Raw genomic sequence first — 18,928 nt, 5'->3', positions numbered from 1 at the left:
GCGCCCGCGCCCACCCCCCCCGGCGCCCCCCGCCCGGCCCCCCGCCGCGCCGCCCCCCCCCCCCGCCGACCGCGGTCCGGGCTGTCGTTCGCCGCCACGTAGCCGAACGTCATCGCGGGGCCGATCGTCGACCCGGCTCCCGCGTAGCTGTGTCCCATCACCGCCGCACTCGCGTTGCCCGCCGCCCACAGGCCCCGGATCACCGATCCGTCGGACCGCAGCGCGCGGGCCCGCGCGTCCGTGACGATGCCGCCCTTCGTGCCCAGGTCACCCGGCACGATCTTGAAGGCGTAGAACGGCGGCGCCCAGACCGGGGCCAGGCACGAGTTCGGGTGGACGCCCGGGTCCGTGTAGTAGTGGTCGTACGCCGTGTCGCCCCGGTGGAAGTCGGGGTCGGTGCCGTTCCAGGCCTGCGCGTTGAACCGGTTGAGGGTGGAGCGCAGGGCTCCGGCCGGTACGCCGATCTGGCCGGCCAGCGCGTCCCAGGTCCACGCCTTCTTCGCCGCGCCCACCTCGTACCAGGAGTCGGGGAAGACGATCGTGGGCGGGACGTCCTTGAAGAGGTACTTGCTGCGGTAGTTCTGATCCACGATCAGCCAGGCGGGGATGTGCGAGCCGGTCGCGCCGCGGTCCTTCTCGTACATCACGTGCACCACATCGCTGTACGGGGCCGCCTCGTTGACGAAGCGGGCACCGTTCCCGTTGACCATCAGGCCGCCGGGCAGGGTCCGTTCGGCCAGGCAGAAGTACGGTTCGCCGGGCAGCGGGATCGACGGACCCCACCAGGCGTCCTCCATCAGCGACAGTGCGGCGCCCGCCCGCTGGCCCGCCCGGATGCCGTCACCCGTGTTCTCCTTCGCCCCCACCGACCACTGGGTGCCGATCGGCTGCTGCTGGTACTGGGCCCGCATCTCCGCGTTGTGCTCGAAGCCGCCCGAGCCGATGACCACGCCCTTGCGGGCCCGCACGACGCCCCGTACCCCCTCCTTCTCCACCACGACCCCGGTGACCGCGCCGCCCTCCTGGACCAGGTCGACCAGGGGGCTGTTCAGCCACACCGGCACCCCGGCCCGCATCAGCCCGGCCCGCAGGCCCGCCGCGAGGGCCTGGCCCATGGTCAGCGGCTTCTGCCCGCACAGCGCGGCCGCGGTGCCGCGCGCCAGGCATTCGGTGGACACCGCGAGGCCCTTGGCGCTCACGGCCGCGAGGTTGAGCCACTTGTAGTCCTGGCTGAACACCACCATGCCGGCCGGCACGGGCATGTACGCCGGGTTCAGCCGGGCCAGTTCGGCGCCGAGGATGTTGCCGTCGATCTGGTCGGGCTCGATGGAGCGGCCGTTCGGAAGGCCGCCGGGGAGGTTGGGGTAGTAGTCGCTGTAGCCGTCCATGAAGCGGAAGCGCAGCGGGCTGTTGGCCATCACGAAGTCGAGCATCCGCGGCCCGTTGGCGAGGAAGGCGGCCTGCCGGTCCGCCGGGGAGCCGTCGCCGACGACGGCCGCGAGGTACGCCGCCGCCTTCTCCGGGGTGTCGGGGACCCCCGCGCCCAGGATCACGGAATTGTTGGGCAGCCAGATGCCGGCCCCGGAGCGGGCGGCCGAACCGCCGAAGGTCGGGGCCTTCTCGACCACGAGCACGCTCAGGCCCCGTCGGGCGGCGGTGAGCGCGGCGGTCATCCCGGAGGCTCCGGATCCGACCACGACGACGTCGTACTCGCCGAGCGCGTCCCCGGGGCCGGCGCCGGCGGCGGCGTGCGCCGCGACGGCGGGCAGCACGCCGGCGGCGAGCACCCCGGCCCCGGTCCCGGCGAGGACCGTCCTGCGGGAGGGGAGGGCGGAACGCGGTGCGGAGTGGGGGGAGGAGGCGGGGCTCGGGGTCATGGGCGGGCTCCAGCGGCGTGGGAGTGAGGGACCGGTCCGGCAGTTCTGATGCGACGTCAGAAAAGGTGTTCGGGGGATCATGTGAAGTCAAGGCACGCGCACCGGTCGAGCGGTGGGCCCGGACACGGGAAATCCCGTGCCGCACACACCGGGTGTGTGCGGCACGGGATCGGGATCCGTGCTGTCGTGCTCCGTTCTACGCGCCCCCGCGCGCCGGGGTCAGCGCGTGCCCACGGCGGCGCGGACCGCCCTGCGCGCCATGCCCGCGTCGTCGTGCAGACGCCGCAGCAGCAGTCGCTGCTCCTCGCCGGAGGACAGGGAACCCACCGGCAGGGGGTGGGCCGGGGCGGCCGCCGACATCGAGCGGTGCACCGCCGTCTCCGACATCCGGATCTCCCGGGTCAGCACCAGCATCAGGTTGACCAGGAAGGCGTCCCGCGCGGCCGGTCCGGCGGCCTGCGCCATGCGGCTGATGTGGGCGCGGGCGGCCGGGGCGTCGCCCAGCACCGTCCACAGCGTGGCCAGGTCGTAGCCGGGCAGGTACCAGCCGGCGTGCTCCCAGTCGAGGAGCACCGGCCCCGCCGGGGACAGCAGCAGGTTCGACAGCAGCGCGTCGCCGTGGTTGAACTGCCAGGGAGTGCCGGACAGTTTCACCCCGTGCAGCAGCTTCTGCAGGTCACCGAAGTCCCGGTCGGTCAGCAGACCCTGCTGGTAGTCCCGGGCGATCCGGCGGTCGTAGTCCAGGGGCTTCTCGAACAACCCCTCCGCGGGACGCCAGGTGTTCACCTGGCGCACCGCGCCCAGCGCCGCCCGCAGGTCGGCCCGGGGCGGGGCTTCCACCGGGTGCCGCTGGAGCGCGGCGACCCGGCCCGCCATCCGCTCGACGATCAGTACGCAGTTCTCCGGGTCGGCGGCGATCAGCCGCGGCACGCGGACGTGCGGGCGGTGCCGGACGAACGTCCGGTACGTCGCTATTTCGTGCCGGTACCGCTCGCGCCATTCGGGCGAGGGATCCAGTAATACCTTCGCCACGGCCGTCATCCGGCCGGTGGTCCCCACCAGCAGGACCGACCGGCCGCTGCGCCGCAGCACCTGAACCGGCGCGAACTCCGGACAGATCCGCTGCACCGAGGCGAGCGCGGTGCGCAGCTGCGCTCCCTGCGGCCCCGACAGGTCGATTCTTCCGCTGAGCGGCTGAGATCCGGTTCCCGGCATCCGCCGTGCCCGTACGGCGCTCTGCGCCGGTGCCGCGATGCGGCCGGGTTCGAGGTAGGGGCCGCCCACCGCGGGGAGGGTGCGGTGCGGCCGGACCGGGGCGGACACGGAGGTCGTTGCTGCGTACATGGCGTTACGGATCCCTTCGTGCGCCGACGAGTTGCGTACGCCGCCCCGCCGGATCCCGTGCATCACCCTGGGGAGTTCCGCCGGTGACCGGGTCGGGGAGGCGCATTCCTACCTGACACCTGGCCGTGGGTGGCGTACCACGTTGCGTGCCCTGGCGAACCCTGGCGAATAGTCGCTCGGCATCTGACGGGGGGCTACTGTCAACTCAGCCGAGAACCTGGGGGCTTGACGTGAGCAAAGGACCAAACACCCGTCTGAATGACTTGTTCGGCCTGGCCGGCTGGTCGAAGGGCGAACTGGCGAGGATGGTCAACCGGCAGGCGGCCTCGATGGGCCACCACCAGCTGGCCACCGACACCTCGCGGGTGCGGCGCTGGATCGACATGGGGGAGACCCCGCGCGAACCGGTTCCCACGGTACTGGCAGCACTGTTCACCGAGCGGCTCGGTCGTGTCGTGACCATCGAGGACCTCGGGTTCGTACGGCAACGGCGCACCATCAAGCGGCAACCGGACGGGGAGCAGGAGAACCCCGACGGGATGCCATGGGCGCCCGAACGCACAGCCGCGGTCCTCACCGAATTCACGGGAATGGACCTCATGCTCAACCGTCGCGGTCTGATGGGCGCGGGCGCCGCGCTCACCGCCGGCTCAGCCCTCAGCAACGCCATGTACGACTGGCTCCACACCGACCCCGCCCGCGCCAAGGACGCGTTCCGCCACAACGACCTCCACCAGGCCGACGGGGTCGGATACGACCGGTACGAGGCCGCGCCCATCGGCTCCCAGGAGATCGAGGCCCTGGAGCGCTCCGTGGACGTCTTCCGCGCCTGGGACGCCTCCAGGGGCGGCGGCCTGCAGCGCAAGGCCGTGGTCGGTCAGCTCAACGAGGTGGGCGGCATGCTCGCCTACCACCACCCCGACCACCTCCAGCGCAGACTGTGGGGGGTGGCGGCCAATCTGGCGGTGCTGGCGGGCTGGATGTCCCACGACGTGGGTCTGGAGCCGACGGCCCAGAAGTACTTCGTCATCGCCGCGCACGCGGCCCGCGAGGGCGGCGACCGGCCGCGGGCGGGGGAGGCGCTGTCCCGTGCCGCGCGTCAGATGGTCCACCTGGGCAAACCGAACGAGGCCCTCGACCTGATGAAGCTCGCGCAGTCCGGTTCGGGCGAGCGGACCCTGCCCCGCACCCGCGCCATGCTGCACACCATCGAGGCGTGGGCTCAGGCGGCGCTCGGCAAGGGCCAGGCGATGCGCCGCACCCTGGGCGAGGCCGAGGACCTGTTCGTGTCCACGTCCGGGGACGTGCCCCCGCCCTCGTGGATGCAGCACTTCGACGAGGCCGATCTGCACGGCATGCAGGCACTGGCCTTCCGTACCCTCGCCGACCACGATCCGTCGGCGGCGCCGATCGCCCAGAAGCACGCCAAGGAGGCCCTGCGGCTGCGCGCGGACGGCCACCAGCGCTCGAAGATCTTCGACTACATCTCGATGGCCTCGGCCTGCTTCATCGCGGACGACCCGGAGCAGGCCGACCGCTACGCCCGCCTCGCGCTCGTCTCGATGAACGAGACGTCCTCGCACCGGACATGGGACCGGCTACGCGAGATGTACCGGCTGAGCGGCCACTACTCCGGATTCGCCGGCATCGAGGAGCTCCGCGAGGAGATCAAACTGGCGCTCCCGAACAGCCCGGTGGCCCCGCGCCCGGTATGAGGGGGCGCGGTATGAGCGGGCCAGGCATGAGCGGGCCAGGGTGCGGCTCCGCGCGGACGAAGAAGGCCGCGCCGTCCGGCGCGGCCCCGAGATCCGTACGCGTGCGCGCGGCCGACGGCCGTCCGCCCGGGCTCTCCCCGACGGCTATGCGCCGACCCGGGCCACCAGGACGCAGGCGTCGTCCTCGCGCTCGCCCTCGCCGAACTCCCCGATCACCAGCCGCACGCAGTCCTGCGCCGAGCGGGCGGCCGAGACGTGCGGGGCGAGCGCCAGCAGCCGCTCGGTCCCGTCGGCCTTGCTGAACTCGATGCTGCGCGGGGTCAGTCCGTCGGTGTGCAGGACGAGTACGTCTCCGGCCTCCAGCAGCTCCTCGGCCTGCCCGTATGCGGCCCCGGAGGTCGCTCCCAGCAGCACGCCCTCGGGCGGCAGCAGCGAGCGGCCCTGGCCGCGGCGGAAGAGCAGCGGAGCGGGGTGGCCGGCCTGCGCCCAGGAAAGGATCCGGCGGGCCGGATCGTAGCGACAGCACACCGCGGACCCCAGCGCGGGCTGTACGGAGGTCTCCAGGAGCTGGTTCAGCCAGCCCATCAGGGGGCCCGGCTCGATGCCGGCCATGGCCATCCCGCGCAGGGCGCCGAGCATCATCGCCATGCCCGAAGTGGCGGTCACCCCGTGGCCCGTCAGATCACCCACCGTCAGCATGGACTGTCTGTGGGGGAGTTCGAGCGCGTCGTACCAGTCACCGCCGATCAGCGCGCTGGTCGCGGAGGGCAGGTAGTGCGCGGCGACGTCCAGTGCCCCGGTGCTGTCGTGCGGAAACCGCAGGGAGCCGCGCCACGGGGGGAGCACGGCTTCCTGCAGTTCGACCGCGAGCCGGCGCTCGGTCCGCGCGATCTCCTGCCGGCGCTGCAACGAGTCACGGGACTCGCGGACCGCCCGCTGGCTCCGGCGCAGGTCGCTCACGTCCCGCAGGACGGCCCACATCGTGGCCGTGCAGCCGTCGGCGTCGAGTACCGGCTCGCCCCGCATGTGCAGCGTCCGGACGCGGCCGTCGGCCCGGACGATGCGGAACTCGCCGTCTATGGGCTTGCCGTCCACCAGGCAGGCCGTGACCATGGCCGTCAGCAACGGCTGGTCTTCGGAGAACAGGGTGGAGCCCAGCTCGTCGAGGGTGAGCGCGCCGCTCTCGGGAGAGCGGCCGAAGATCTGGAAGAGCTCGTCGGACCAGCTGACCTCGTCGGTCAGCAGGTTCCACTCGGCGCTGCCGACCCGGGTCTGCTGCGCTTCGCCGCCGGCGGGTCCCGTCGCGGGGGCCGGGGCGGTCCTCGGCAGTTCGACGGCTTCGGGCACGGTGGGCGCCAGGCCCTCTCTGAGCTGGCCGAGGTGCTCTCCGATGTCGTCGAGGTGGTGCACGGCGAGATCGCACAGCGCGCGCTGCCACCGTCCCTGGGCGTCGTCCTCGTCCACGGTGTCCGGGCGGACGGCGTCGACTTCTCCCCGCAGCTGCCGGGCCTGCGAGATCAGTGCGTCCACCGACCCTGGTTCCGGGGACTGCGCGGGACGGTCCGCGTACAGGTGGGACGGCATGAGAACTCCGATACAGGCGCGGCACGGCCAAGTCTGAAAGGTAGGACCGGTTCTGATGGAAGGGCCGTCAACGACTGTGGCACAGGCCACGACGGCCTGTAAGGCGTTTGGCAACATCTGTGGAGGACTTGCTCCGGGCATATGCCTGGGGCCTCCCGCTTCCCCGGAAGCGTGCGAACGAATCCGGTCAGCCCCGTCGGCGGGCCCCGTCCCGGAGGCCCGCCGATCCTTGCGCCCCTCGGGCCGTTACACGGAGACCGGCACCGGGTGGATCTCGCTGAAGGGGTGTCCCGTGCGGTCGTGGATCCGCTTGACCGCGTCCGCGGAGGGGGCCTCGGAGAGGCAGTAGACCGTGCCGGACGCGGGGTCGGCCCAGGCGTGCTCGAAGTGCACGCTCTCCTCCGCCTCGATGTCCAGGTCGGCCTTATGGGCTGCCTGCAGCTGATCCGCGGTGATGCCGTTCATGCCGTAGTGGACGTCCATGTACTTAGCCACTGCCGCGCACCTCCTCCATCCAGTCGTCCGGTGGGCCCGGCCTGCTCTTGTGTGCTCTTCCCATCGTCCGCCCGCGGCCGGAAACCGGCCTTCCGGGAGGGGGCGGTCGATCGTACGACCGAGGTGTGCGAAGGGGGTCCGAGCCGTCCCCGCGCGGGCGGGTACCACCCGAACGAAGGACGGCGGAGCGCCCGGAGCGAGGGCGGCGAAGCATCCGGAGGGGCCTCCGTGCCCGCTCCGGGCTTCCCCGCTCACCCGGCGATCGCTACTCTACGTGCCGGTAACGAGCCGGGGAGGCCCGCAGAGGCGGGCCGTGCGCAGGGCGGGGACACGAGGACATGACCGGGCAGAGCCATGCGCCGACCGACGGCCGGGACCACGACGGCGCAGACGGGCGGAGCGGCGGGGCCGACCGGCGGAGCCGCGGAGCCGACGGGCAGAGCCGCGGGGCCGACGGGCAGAGCCGCCGTTCCTTCCTCACCTACCTCGTCGCCGCGCCGACCCTGGCCCTCGTCACCCGCGCCGGCGCGGACCTCCTCGCGCCGCAGCCCGCCCACGCGGTGGTCCCGACCCTGCCCGCCCCCGCCGACCTGGTCGACCTCGGCGACCTGTTCATCCTCGCCGGGGCCGCGACCTCCGCCCTGCTCGCGCTCGCCGTGGAGGCCGACGGCACCATCCGGTTCCGGCTGCCGCGCGAGGAGGTCGGCCAGGGGCTCACCACCGCCGTGGCGATGCTCGTCGCGGAGGAACTCGACGCACCGCTGGCCGCCGTACGGATCGCCCTGGACGACGCCCGCCCCGAGCTGCTCTTCAACCAGCTCACCGGCTCCTCCAACTCCATCCGCTCCCTCTACGGCCCGGTCCGCCAGTGCGCCGCGACCGCCCGCGCCCGGCTCGTGGCGGCCGCTGCCGTGCGCTGGAGCCTTCCGGCCTCCTCCCTCACCACCGCGAACGGCGCCGTCCGCGCTCCCGACGGCCGCACCGCCGACTACGGCTCCCTCGCCGCGGCCGCCGCCGACCCCGCCCTCGTGGTCCTCGGCGCGAGCCCCAAGCAGCCGGCGGAGCACGCCCTGGTCGGCAAACCCACCAGCCGGATCGATGCCCGCGCGATGGTCACCGGCGCCCTGCGGTACACCCTCGACCTCGACGTGCCCGGAGCCAAACCCTGCGTGGTCCGCCGGCCCCCCACCCTCGGCGGCGGCGTCCGCTCCGTGGCCAACCTCGCGGCCGTCAGGGCCATGCCGGGCGTCCTGCACGTGGTCACCATCGCCACCGGCGTGGCCGTCGTCGCCGAGACCTTCGGCCAGGCCCTCGACGCCAGGGCCGCCCTCCAGGTCACCTGGAGTCCCGGCCCCGCCGACCAGCTCTCCGACGCGGCCGTGCGCACCGCGCTGCGCGCCGCCACCGCCCCGCTGGTCGTGCCGCCGCTGCTCACCGCGCACGTGGACGCCGAGTTCGACTTCGCCTTCGTCAGCCACGCGCCGATGGAGACCAACTCCGCGATCGCCGACGTGCGCGAGGACCGCGCCGAGATCTGGTCCGGACTCAAGTCCCCGATCGTGGCCCGCGAGACGATAGCCGCCGACCTCGGCCTGCCGCTCGACAAGGTCACCGTGCACGTGGTCCAGGCCGGCGGCTCCTTCGGCCGGCGGCTCTTCTTCGACGCCGCCCTGGAGGCGGCGAGGATCTCCAAGGCCTGCCGCCGGCCGGTCCGCCTGATGTGGACCCGTGTCGACGACACCCGGCACGGCCGGATGCGCCCCGCCACCCACCACAAGATCCGTGCGACCCACCTGCTCGGCGAGGTGCTCAGCTTCGAACACCGGGTCGCCGCCGCCGAGACGGACTTCCGGCACGGCCTCGGCGAGATCATCACCGCCACGGCGGCGAGCCTGCCGCTGGGCATCGGCAACGCCACCCTCGCCCAGACGCTGTTCCTCACGACGGTCAAGTCCCCGTACCACTTCGGGCTCACCACCCAGGTGCTCACCGAGGTCCCCACCGGGGTGCCGACCGGATCCTGGCGCTCGGTGTACTCGGCGAACACCCGGGGCGCCGAGGAGATCGTGGTCGACGAACTGGCCGCCGCCACGGGCAGGGACCCGTACCGGTTCCGCCGCACCTTCCTGAAGACGGCCGCCCAGCGCGCCGTGCTCGACAAGGTGGCCACGGAGGGGAACTGGGGCCGCGCCCTGCCCGCCGGGTGCGCCCAGGGCATCGCCTTCCACGAGGAGTACAAGTCCAGGACCGCCTGCCTGGTCGAGATCGACGCCCGCGACCCGGAGCACGTGCGCGTCACCAAGGCCTTCATCGCCGTGGACGTGGGCCTGCCCGTCAACCCGCGCGGTCTGGAGGCCCAGATGATCGGCGGCCTGACCGATGCCGTCTCCACCACGCTCAAGGCCGGCCTGCACCTGGACAAGGGGCTCCCGCTGGAGGGGAGTTACAGCCAGTTCCACTGGGCGCGGCAGCGCGACACCCCGCGGGAGGTACGGGTCTTCGTGCTCCCGGCGACCGGAACCGAGCCGGGCGGAGCCGGCGAGCTGGGCGTGCCGGCCGCGGTGGGCGCCATCGCCAACGCCTACGCCCGGGCCACGGGCACGAAGCCGCGTAGCTTCCCCCTCGACTTCGACGTCGACTTCATCCCCTACCCCCGCTAGTTCAGGAGCCGAGCCGTGCCCTCGCACACCTTCACCGTCAACGGGCAGAGCGTCACCGTGGACGCGCCCGACGATCTGCCCCTGCTGTGGGTGCTCCGCGACCTGCTCGGCGTGCGCGGCCCCAAATACGGCTGCGGCGTGGACGTCTGCAAGGCCTGTACCAGCCACCTCGACGGGGTGGACGTCCGCCCGTGCGTGGTCCCGGTCTCCGCGTGCGCGGGGAAGGCCGTCACCACGATCGAGGGGCTGGCGAACGGCGACGAACTGCACCCGGTGCAGGAGGCCTGGCTCGAACAGGACGTCGCACAGTGCGGCTTCTGCCAGCCCGGCCAGATCATGGCGGCGGTGGCTCTGCTGAAGCGCACGAGCACGCCCACCGACGAGGACATCGACGCGATCGCCAACATCTGCCGCTGCGGCACCTACTTCCGCATCCGCGAGGCGATCCACAGCGCGGCGGCGAAAATGTAGGCGGGTGACCCCATGACACAAGCCTTATAGGGGATGAATCGGAACAGATGTAGCCGATCATGCCTGGATGAGGCGTATCAATGTGAAACGCGTGCTGGTCGGGGAACCGCTCGACACCGCTCGTCTGGGTGAGACCCTGCTGCCCAAACGGCTCGCGCTCCCCATCTTCTGCAGCGACCCACTCTCTTCGGTGGCCTACGCCACCGAGGAGATCCTGCTGATCCTCGCCCTCGGCGGCGTCGCGCTGCTCCACCTCACCTGGTACGCGGCCGCCGCGATCATCTTCCTGCTGGTCGTCGTCGTCGCCTCCTACCGGCAGACCTGCCACGCCTACCCGGGCGGCGGCGGTGCCTACATCGTCAGCTCCAAGAACCTCGGCCCGACCGCGGCCCTCACCGCCGCGAGCGCCCTGCTCGTCGACTACGTCATGACGGTCGCCGTCTCCGTGGTCTCCGGCGTCTCCGCCATCACCTCGGCCATCCCCTCCCTCAGCGACCACGAAGTGTCCATGTCGGTGGGCTTCGTCGTGCTCCTGACCCTGATGAACCTGCGCGGCGTACGGGAGTCGGGCCGGATCTTCGCGATCCCGACCTACGGCTTCGTGCTCGTCATCTACCTCATGTTCGCCGTGGCCGCCTTCCGCCTCGCGACCGGCGACACCATCCGCGCCGAATCCTCCGAGCTGCCGATCACCGCGGCCGGCAGCTACGCCGGCCTCGCGCTGGTGCTGCTCGCCCTGCGCGCCTTCGCCTCCGGATGTACGGCCCTGACCGGTGTCGAGGCCATCAGCAACGGCGTGCCCGCCTTCCAGAAGCCCAAGAGCAGGAACGCGGCGACCACGCTCGCCGCCATGGGCGTCCTGGCCGGCACCATGTTCGCCGGGATCACGGTTCTCGCCATGGTGTACGAGGTGCACGTCGCGGCGGACCCGGCCGAACTGGGCCTGGCCCCCGGGACACCGATGGCCACCGCGCTCGCGCAGATCGGCCGGGCCACCTTCGGCGACTGGGACCTCCTCTTCTACGTGCTCCAGGCCGTGACCGCCGGCGTGCTGGTCCTCGCCGCGAACACCGCCTTCAACGGCTTCCCGATGCTGGCCTCGATCCTGGCCAGGGACCGCTACGCGCCGCGCCAGCTCTTCAACCGGGGCGACCGGCTCGTCTACTCCAACGGCGTCGTCCTGCTGGCGCTCGTCGCCATCGCCCTCATCGTCGCCTTCGACGCCGAGCTGACCCGCCTCATCCAGCTCTACATCATCGGCGTCTTCGTCTCCTTCACCCTCTCGCAGGCCGGGATGGTCCGGCACTGGAAGCAGGAGCTGGCGTCACCCCGGACCCCGAAGGAGGAGCGGATCCACATCCACCGCCGACGGGCCATCAACGCCGTCGGCGCCGTCATGACCTCCGTGGTCCTGGTCATCGTCCTCATCACCAAGTTCACCCACGGAGCCTGGCTCGTCGTCATCGCGATGCCCCTGCTCTTCCTCGGCATGAAGGGCGTGCGCCGCCACTACGACGCCGTGGCCCGGGAGGTCGCCGTCGCCCCCGGGTTCACACCGCGCAAGCCCGCCCGCCACCACGTCGTCGTCCTGGTGGCCGCGGTGCACGCGCCCACGCTCAAGGCCCTCGGCTTCGCCATGGGGCTGCGGCCCGACACCCTCACGGCGCTCTCGGTGGCCGCGGACGAGGAGGACGCGAACCGGCTGCGGACGGCCTGGGCGGAGCACGACCCGGGGATCCCGCTGAAGGTGCTGCACTCCCCGTACCGGGAGGTGATCGGACCGGTGCTCGCCCACGTTCAGGAACAGGCGGCCGCCGAGGGGACGGACATGCTGTCGGTGGTGATCCCGGAGTACGTGGTGGGGCACTGGTGGGAGCAGCCCCTGCACAACCAGAACGCGCTGCGGCTCAAGGCGCGGCTGCTGTTCACGCCGGGGGTCGCGGTAATCGACGTGCCGTTCCTGCTGGAGTCCGCGAAGGCGGCGCGGCCGCGGGAGGGGACGCGGAACCGATGGAAGGGGCGGGAGGCGCGGCGGCGGTAGCCGGACGCTGGACGATCGCCGCATGCGCCAGCGCGAGCTCCACGACATGGGCCGGATCCGACAGGGAGCGGCCGGTCAGCTGCTCCAGCCGGCGCAGCCGGTTGGAGACGGTGTTGCGGTGGCAGTACAGCCGCTGCGCGGCGAACGTCGTCGAGCCCTGGCAGGTCAGCCAGGTGCCCAGGGTGTTCAGCAGCACCCGGCGGTCCTGCGGCGGCAGCGCCAGGACCGGACCCAGCACCACCCGGCGCAGCCGGGCCGCCAGTTCGGGCTCGGCCGCGACCAGCGCCGCCGGCAGCCGCTCGTCCAGCAGCGCGGTGCGCGGGCCCTCGGCGACGGCGGCGCGCAGGGCGAGGACGGCCAGCCGGTACGCCCCGGCCACCTCGGCCGGCGAGGTCACCACCGGGCTCACCCCGGCGCGCACCCCGAGCGGCGCGAGCAGCTCCCGTACGGATTCCAGCGGATGGTGTCCCAGCTCCACGAGGCAGCTCTCGCCGGCGGCGCGGATCCGCCACAGCGTGCGCGGGGCGCCCGCCGCCGGGTGCGTCACGTGGCCGGTGCCGGTGCCGGTGCCGGTGCCGGTGCCGGTGTCGGTGCCGATGCCCGCCCCCATGCCCGTCCCGGACCCGGACCCGGACCCGGGGCCGTCGGGCGCGAGGGCCACCACCGCGAAGCGGCCGCGCTCCGGCAGCCCGAGCCGCTCCGCCGACCGGGCGGCCTCCCCGGCCGGCCCGGAGCCGTCGAGCAGGGCGTCGAGCAGGGCGGCGGCGAGCTCCCGCTCGCGGACACCGCGCACGGCGTCGGCCCGGCCGTACGACTCGGCCGCCGCGTCCGCCATCCCGTCGACCACCTCCCACAGCGCGGGCGCCCCGGGCAGCAGCCGGGGGAGCGCCGCCCGGTCGTGGGCGGAGACGGCCTCGGTCAGGGCCTGCCACACCAGCCGGCCGCAGATCCGGTAGAGGCCCAGCAGGGAGGAGAGCGGCAGCCCCTGCCCCGCGTGGAGCGCGCCGTCGGCGCGGGCGTCGGCGAGATCGGGCGGCAGGCCGCGGGAGCCGCGGACCAGCCCCTCGACGGCCAGGCGCAGGACGCGGTGGATCCGCTCGCGCAGTTCGGCCCGGCCGAGCGGGGCGGCGTAGGCGGCACGGGCCGGGTCCTCGGCCGGCGTCCGGTCGGCGAGCCGCTCCGCCGCCACCGCGAGCCGGCGGTCCAGGTCCTCGCGTATCTCCTCGATGATCCGCTCCATGACGGGCAGCGTGACACGGACGAGGGGGCGGTGGGGAGGGCCGCGACGGTGCCGCGTCCGCTAGCGTGTCCGAAGCACTGCATGTGCAGTGCATATGCGGCGGTCATACCGCGACGCCGCCGCACGCCCGCGCCGCACCGTTCCGCGCCGCGGGCGCACCGTCTCCACACCGTCAGGGATCCGCCCATGCGCCAGAACCTGGAGCGCCGCGCCGCGCTCCTCGACGCCGCCATCGAAGTCCTCGCCCGCGAGGGCTCCCGGGGGCTGACCCTGCGCGCCGTCGACGCCGAGGCCGGGGTCCCGACCGGCACGTCCTCCAACTACTTCACCAACCGGGCGCAGCTGCTCGTGCAGATCCTGCACCGCACCCGCGAGCGGCTCGTCCCCGACCCGGCGGAGCTGGAGGGGCCGCACGACACGAAGGTCCTGCTCGGCCGGCTCCTGGCGCGCATGCGCCGCGAGCGCAGCGTCCACACCGCCATGCTGGAGCTTCGCCTGGAGGCCACCCGGCGGCCCGAGCTGCAGGAGGAGCTGGCGGGATTCCAGGGTGCCGAGCTGGAGGCGAACGTCGCCTGGCACCTGGAGGCGGGGCTGCCCGGGGACCGGCAGGGCGTGGTGCTGCTGTACCTGGCCATGCTGGGACTGATCGTGGACGACCTGACCGCGCCCGGCCTGCTGGCCCCCTATCCGGTGGAGGGGCTCATCGGCACGATGGTCGAGCGCCTCCTCCCGGAGGGCCCCGCCGACTGACTATCGTGCCCGTGGGGGAGCGACGGCAGTACCGGCACGCGGCACGGGAGGCGACCGTGGAGATGGCGGACACCAGCGGGAACGGCGGCCGGGACGGCGCCGGAGGCGCCGACGGAGGGCGCGGCGGAGAGGCCGGCGGCAGCGGCATCCAGTGGCTGGCCGACTGGGACGCCTGGTACGTCAGCCTGACCTTCGCCCGGGGCATCGGGCCCGGGGAACTGGCGGCGCGGCTCGGTGCGCTGCCCGGCATCCGGCCCGGGCCGCTGGGCGCCCTGGACGCCTGGAGCATGGTCACCGAGACGGTGGACGGCGACGGGGTGGCCCGGGTCGGCAGCTGGGGCGGCTGGTCCTTCGCCGTCGAGCACGGCATACCGGCCGGGGCGCAGCGGCTGGCCGAGGTGTCCCGGTCCGGAGTGGAGGCCGTCCACCTCGACCCGCAGCCGGACCACCCGCCCAAGCAGTTCGCGTACGCCCGGGACGGGGAGCTGGTCTGCTGCTTCGGCCTCGGCGAGGAGTACTGGCGGGGCGGCCACCGGCCCGACTTCCTGCTGCCGGAGCTGACCGAGGCCAAGATCCTCACCCCGGACGGCGGCTACGCCCGCCCCGAGGACGAACCGGACGAGGACCGCGACCGCCTCACCCTCGCGGTCCTGGAACACCGCTTCGGCCTGTCCTTGCCGCGCCGGCTCGTGGAGGAGGCCCGGCTCCCGGCCTTCGTGACCTGCACGCAGTAGCGGGACGGCGCAGGGCGGTACGGCGTACGGCGGCACGGCGGTACCGCGGTACGCCTCGCGGGGTGCGGCAGGAACGGGCCGGGCTCCGGCTCAGCGCGAGTAGTCCCGGATCACCCGGCGAGCCAGCTCGGCGCGGGCCGGAGCCAGCTCGGCCGCGACCGCCTCCGTACGGGAAGCGTCGCAGACCACCCGGGCCGGCCGCGCCCCGGCCGACGTCAGGCACCGGCGGCGAAGGTGGGTCGGCGGGTGGGTGTCGTCGACGCTGTGCCCGCGCCGGGCGGAGACCCGGCGCAGCCGCTCGTACTCGCTCTCGGGGACGGACCCCGTCCGTACGCGCAGCCGTTCCCACAGCCCTTGCTCGGCGGCGTCGCGCGCCGCGCGGCCCTCGGCGCCCCCGCGCATCTGGGCCGCCACCGACTCGCGCCGCAGGTGCGGTTCCACCGACGCGCAGAGCAGCAGCCGGTCCATCAGCGCGGCGGCCGCCTCCGTGGAACCGGCGCGGGCGGCGCCGGCGTCGGCCCGGTACTCCGCCCGCTGGGAGGCCCTCATCGTCAGTCCGTCGAGCAGGTGGATCACTCCGTAGACGGTCCAGCGCGGCAGGAACATCACCAGGTGCAGGAACAGGTCCGACAGATAGCGCCACCAGGTCACCAGGGACGGCAGGGCCGCCGGGGTCAGCAGGTGGTGCCAGCGCTGCAGCGCGTGCAGCGCCCCGCCGGTGAGGTGCGTGGAGCGGATGTCACCGTTCGCGAAGTGCCCGAGTTCGTGCCCCAGCAGGGCCACGCGCTCCTGCGGCGAGAGGATCTCCCACAGTCCGAGCCCCAGGTACATGATGCGCCGGTTCCGCAAGCCCTGGACGGTGACCGAGGCGTTCGCGGCGGTCTCCACCACCACGGCATGCACCCCGGGCGTCCCGACGGCCGCCCCGACCTCGTCGATCAGCTCGAACAGCCGGGGCGCGTCCGCCCGGTACAGCACCGGCGCGTGCTGCGGCAGCCGGGCCGGCCGGGGAAGCAGCGTGGCCACGACCGTCAGGACCAGCACGCCGAGCACCGGCTGGATTCCGGTGGACCACCCGCCGATGATCAACAGCCCGGCGACCACCATCAGCCCCACGGTGACCGCGTGCACCAGAAGCGAGATCCCGAAGGCCAGGACGGTCGAGGAGTCCAGCGCGGCCGGCCCGGCCTCGTCCCCGGCGCCCCCGTCCCGCCCGATCTCGGCGGCCAGCTGCTCCCCGTGCGCTCGGGCCAGGCGCCGGCGGACCGTCTCGATGCGGCCCCGGTCCGGCTCCGGAGCACCCGGATCCACGTTCCATTCGCAGGCCGGGCACCAGTGGACGTACCGCGTGTGCGCGGTGACGGCGGTCCCGCACTCCGGGCACGGCCGCACCCCCGGCGCCTCCTCCTCCTTGCCGCTGGATGTGCCGACGGATTCCCCGATGGTTTCCCCGGTGGTTTCCACGTGCGCTGATCCCCTCCCCGCCGCGGACCTGCTGTGATCCGCGGTCCGCGCAGGATAAGGGAGGGACGCCGGCCCGTACCCGTGGTCCGGGGGGCCCGGTGGCGGAGGTTGATCTTATGCTCAGGTTTACGCGAGTCCGCTGGTTTTGCGGCCGGTGAGCGACTTTGATGGGTTTGCCAGGCCTCGTCACCGGAGCAGGGGGACCACCCATGGACAGCGACCACCGTCAGAGGGACAGCGACCACGGCCAGAAGGACAGCGCGGACGGCGCGGACAGCACGACCACCACCACCCTCACCACCACCGCGCCCACCCTCATCGGTTCCGTCCAGCGGGCGTTGCGCCTCGTGGAGGCGATGCACGCGGAAGGCGAGGTGACCGCCAAGAGACTCGCCCGGATCACGGGCATTCCCCTGCCCACCGTTTACCACCTGCTCCGCACCCTCAGCCATGAGGGCTACGTACAGCGCGAAGGCGGGGCATTCCGGCTCGTGCACGGTCTTCCGCTCGCTTCTTGACGCGTGGTTCGCAGCTCCTGGAATCGCGTCATCCAAACTCAATGATCAAATTCCGACGGGTTCCGGCCAAGCTGTCACGTGCTACCGCGCATGTTCCAGCGGAAAATGCCAGAACGCCCTTTCGGACTGTGGAAGTTGAGTAAGTTCCCTCCTGTCGCGCCGTACGACCGTGCACCACGCCCGGTCCGGCCGGGAGGGGAGTCCGCGTGCCCGGGATCGACGAATGCCTGCTCGAAGCCATGGCCCTGCCTGGGGCGAGAGGGGCCGCACTGGTCGACTGGAGCAGTGGCCTGGCCCTCGGCACCGTAGGGGACTCGCCGGTCGGGGACCACGAGACCACTGCCGCCGAGACCGCCGAACTGGCGCGGGCCGCCGCCGAGTACGAGTCCTTCGCCCAGGCGGAGCCGTCGGCGGGCTCCGGTGAGGCGGCGGCGGGACTGCCGGTGGAGGACCTGATCGTCACCACCCGCACCGGTTACCACGTGCTCCGCTTCGTCGAAACCAGCTTCGACAGCAGCGTCTTCCTGCACCTGTGGCTCGACCGGGGCGAGGGGAACCTCGCCCTCGCCCGGCACAGACTCCGCGCCCTCGCGGAGGGGCTGGTGCTCAAATGACCGCACAGGTGCTCCCGGCATCGGCGGTCGCCGTCTCGCCCTTACTCACCCGGCTCGCCGCCGAGCGGGCCACCGGCGCCCTGCTCCGTGAGCGAGGCACCCTCTTCCTGGAGAACGGCCGTGTCGTCCACGCGGAGAGCCCGGCCACCCCCGGTCTCGACGTCCTGCTCACCACCGGCGGCGGCCTCGCCCCGGAACGCTGGACCGAGGCGGTGAACCAGGCGGGCGCCCGCCGCCAGGTCGCCCGCTTCCTCGTCGACAGCGGCGGCATGGCGGGCGGCGAGCTGGAGATCTGCCACCTCGCCGCGATCTTCGACGCCGCCTTCTTCGCACTCTCCCCGGGCAGCGGTCCCTCCCGCTTCCGCCGCGGGGCCACCCACTGGATCGGCACGGTCCGCTCCGTACCGGCGGCCGCCGTCGAGCGGGAGACCCGGCGCAGGAGGGAACTGCTCGACGCGGTCTGGCCCTACCCGCTGCTGGACACCTCCCCGGTCGTGCCCCGGGCCGCGGCCCCCGGCCAGACCGTCACGGCCCGGCAGCGGATCCTGCTCGCCCGCGCCGACGGCGTACGGACACCCGCGCACCTCGCGTGGCTGCTGGGCCGGCCGGCGTTCCACACCCTGCTCGACGTGCGGCGCCTGGCCGCGGCCGGGCTCGTCGAGACCCCGTACGCACCGGCGGCGGAACCGGAACCCGCCTCCGAGCCCCCCCTGCCCGACTGGATGACGCAGGCGCAGTCCCCGGACGTGGCCCTGCTGCGCCGGTTGCGCGACGCACTGGAGGCAAGCCTGTGAGGCTCCCGCTGCGACCGGTCCTCCGCGCCGACCGCGCCGACCGCGCCGAGCGTCGGCAGCCCGAAAGGAGAAAGGCCGACATGAGTACGGTGCCCGCCGAAGCGGAGGCCGAGATACTCGCCGAGCTCCGGCGGCTGCGGTCCCGCGTCCCCCAGCTCACCGGCGCCCTCGCCGCCAGCGCCGACGGCATGGTCCTGGCTCAGGACAGCGCCGCCGCCGAGGCCGAGTCCGTCGCCGCCCTGACGGCGGCCGCCCTCGGGGTGGCCCAGCGGCTCAGCGACTGCACCGGCCAGGGCGGCTTCCGCGAGCTGCTCGTGCGCGGTGAGAACGGCTACGTGGCCACCTACGCGGCGGGCGAAGCGGCGGTCCTCACCTTGCTGGCCGAGCAGCGCGTCAACGTGGGCCGCCTCCACCTGGAGGCCCGGCGCTCCAGCCTGCGGATAGCCGAGCTGCTCGACCACGGCCTCGGCCGACGGGTCCTCTAGGAGCCGAACCCCCGCGCGGCCCGCCGCGCGGGGCGCCCCGCCCCGGGGCCGGGGGGCCCCCCACCACCTACAAACGTACCCACCCACTTTATGTACAGCCGCACCAAAAAAATGAAATAAACAAGTACCAACAGGGGTACGC

The 18,928-nt window shown here is 73.2% G+C and carries 15 protein-coding genes and 1 pseudogene; 10 read left to right on the top strand and 6 right to left on the bottom strand.

The genetic code is table 11. From position 1 onward, the window contains the following. Positions 1 to 1,877: 3-oxosteroid 1-dehydrogenase (gene kstD, locus ACWF9Z_RS06720; RefSeq protein WP_453598171.1), on the bottom strand; the 1,877-nt coding region annotated here is incomplete at its 3' end. A gap of 219 nt (positions 1,878 to 2,096) precedes the next feature. After that, positions 2,097 to 3,221 (bottom strand): aminoglycoside phosphotransferase family protein, encoded by a 1,125-nt coding sequence (locus ACWF9Z_RS06715; protein WP_453598169.1) that lies wholly within the window; start codon positions 3,219 to 3,221, stop codon positions 2,097 to 2,099. Positions 3,222 to 3,451: 230 nt separating this feature from the next. On the opposite strand from ACWF9Z_RS06715, the gene ACWF9Z_RS06710 reads away from it, so the two are divergent. Continuing rightward, positions 3,452 to 4,936: a DNA-binding protein NsdB gene (locus ACWF9Z_RS06710; protein WP_453598167.1), complete on the top strand. Its 1,485-nt coding sequence runs from the start codon at positions 3,452 to 3,454 to the stop codon at positions 4,934 to 4,936. 144 nt (positions 4,937 to 5,080) lie between these two features. Here ACWF9Z_RS06710 and ACWF9Z_RS06705 read toward each other — a convergent pair whose 3' ends face one another. Further along, complete coding sequence (locus ACWF9Z_RS06705; protein ID WP_453598165.1) at positions 5,081 to 6,520, bottom strand: PP2C family protein-serine/threonine phosphatase; 1,440 nt, start codon at positions 6,518 to 6,520, stop codon at positions 5,081 to 5,083. 246 nt (positions 6,521 to 6,766) lie between these two features. Continuing rightward, a complete protein-coding gene (locus tag ACWF9Z_RS06700) occupies positions 6,767 to 7,015 on the bottom strand; it encodes an SCO4226 family nickel-binding protein (RefSeq protein WP_356656359.1) in 249 nt (82 codons plus the stop codon). A 338-nt stretch (positions 7,016 to 7,353) separates the two neighbouring features. Here ACWF9Z_RS06700 and ACWF9Z_RS06695 point away from each other — a divergent pair, with 338 nt between their 5' ends. From ACWF9Z_RS06695 to ACWF9Z_RS06685, 3 genes are all read left to right on the top strand, one after another. Next, positions 7,354 to 9,675, top strand: coding sequence for a molybdopterin cofactor-binding domain-containing protein (locus ACWF9Z_RS06695; protein WP_453598163.1), 2,322 nt, complete (start codon positions 7,354 to 7,356; stop codon positions 9,673 to 9,675). Between the two features lie 15 nt (positions 9,676 to 9,690). After that, positions 9,691 to 10,146 carry a (2Fe-2S)-binding protein gene (locus ACWF9Z_RS06690; RefSeq protein ID WP_453598161.1) on the top strand — a complete coding sequence of 152 codons (456 nt, stop codon included), beginning with the start codon at positions 9,691 to 9,693 and terminating at the stop codon, positions 10,144 to 10,146. Between the two features lie 67 nt (positions 10,147 to 10,213). Next, positions 10,214 to 12,187, top strand: a complete 1,974-nt coding sequence (locus ACWF9Z_RS06685) for an APC family permease (RefSeq protein WP_453598159.1) — start codon at positions 10,214 to 10,216, stop codon at positions 12,185 to 12,187. Here ACWF9Z_RS06685 and ACWF9Z_RS06680 read toward each other — a convergent pair. After that, entirely contained in the window at positions 12,072 to 13,427 is a 1,356-nt protein-coding gene (locus ACWF9Z_RS06680) for a PucR family transcriptional regulator (protein WP_453598157.1), read from the bottom strand. The two genes, ACWF9Z_RS06685 and ACWF9Z_RS06680, sit on opposite strands and share 116 nt — an antisense overlap. A gap of 186 nt (positions 13,428 to 13,613) precedes the next feature. Between ACWF9Z_RS06680 and ACWF9Z_RS06675 the strand changes: the two genes are divergently transcribed. Continuing rightward, a complete protein-coding gene (locus ACWF9Z_RS06675; protein ID WP_453598155.1) occupies positions 13,614 to 14,177 on the top strand; it encodes a TetR/AcrR family transcriptional regulator in 564 nt (187 codons plus the stop codon). A gap of 11 nt (positions 14,178 to 14,188) precedes the next feature. Next, positions 14,189 to 14,911 (top strand): DUF6461 domain-containing protein, encoded by a 723-nt coding sequence (locus ACWF9Z_RS06670; protein WP_453598153.1) that lies wholly within the window; start codon positions 14,189 to 14,191, stop codon positions 14,909 to 14,911. 90 nt (positions 14,912 to 15,001) lie between these two features. On the opposite strand, the gene ACWF9Z_RS06665 is transcribed toward ACWF9Z_RS06670, so the two are convergent. After that, positions 15,002 to 16,375: a M48 family metallopeptidase gene (locus ACWF9Z_RS06665; RefSeq protein WP_453598152.1), complete on the bottom strand. Its 1,374-nt coding sequence runs from the start codon at positions 16,373 to 16,375 to the stop codon at positions 15,002 to 15,004. A gap of 356 nt (positions 16,376 to 16,731) precedes the next feature. Here ACWF9Z_RS06665 and ACWF9Z_RS06660 point away from each other — a divergent pair. From ACWF9Z_RS06660 to ACWF9Z_RS06645, 4 genes and pseudogenes are all read left to right on the top strand, one after another. Then, positions 16,732 to 16,866, top strand: a pseudogene (locus ACWF9Z_RS06660) (helix-turn-helix domain-containing protein); the annotation flags it as partial. 233 nt (positions 16,867 to 17,099) lie between these two features. Next, positions 17,100 to 17,507, top strand: coding sequence for a hypothetical protein (locus tag ACWF9Z_RS06655; protein WP_453598151.1), 408 nt, complete (start codon positions 17,100 to 17,102; stop codon positions 17,505 to 17,507). After that, the gene (locus tag ACWF9Z_RS06650) at positions 17,504 to 18,301 is read left to right on the top strand and encodes a transcriptional regulator (protein WP_453598149.1); all 798 of its coding nucleotides are present in this window, start codon (positions 17,504 to 17,506) and stop codon (positions 18,299 to 18,301) included. The genes ACWF9Z_RS06655 and ACWF9Z_RS06650 overlap by 4 nt, the downstream gene beginning before the upstream one ends. Positions 18,302 to 18,381: 80 nt before the next feature. Continuing rightward, positions 18,382 to 18,786: a roadblock/LC7 domain-containing protein gene (locus ACWF9Z_RS06645; protein ID WP_453598147.1), complete on the top strand. Its 405-nt coding sequence runs from the start codon at positions 18,382 to 18,384 to the stop codon at positions 18,784 to 18,786. The last annotated feature ends 142 nt before the right edge of the window (positions 18,787 to 18,928 follow it).

Source organism: Streptomyces sp. NPDC054961 (genome assembly GCF_053609145.1).
Note: the sequence above shows the minus strand (reverse complement) of the source record. Positions and strands in the feature narration are given on the sequence as shown.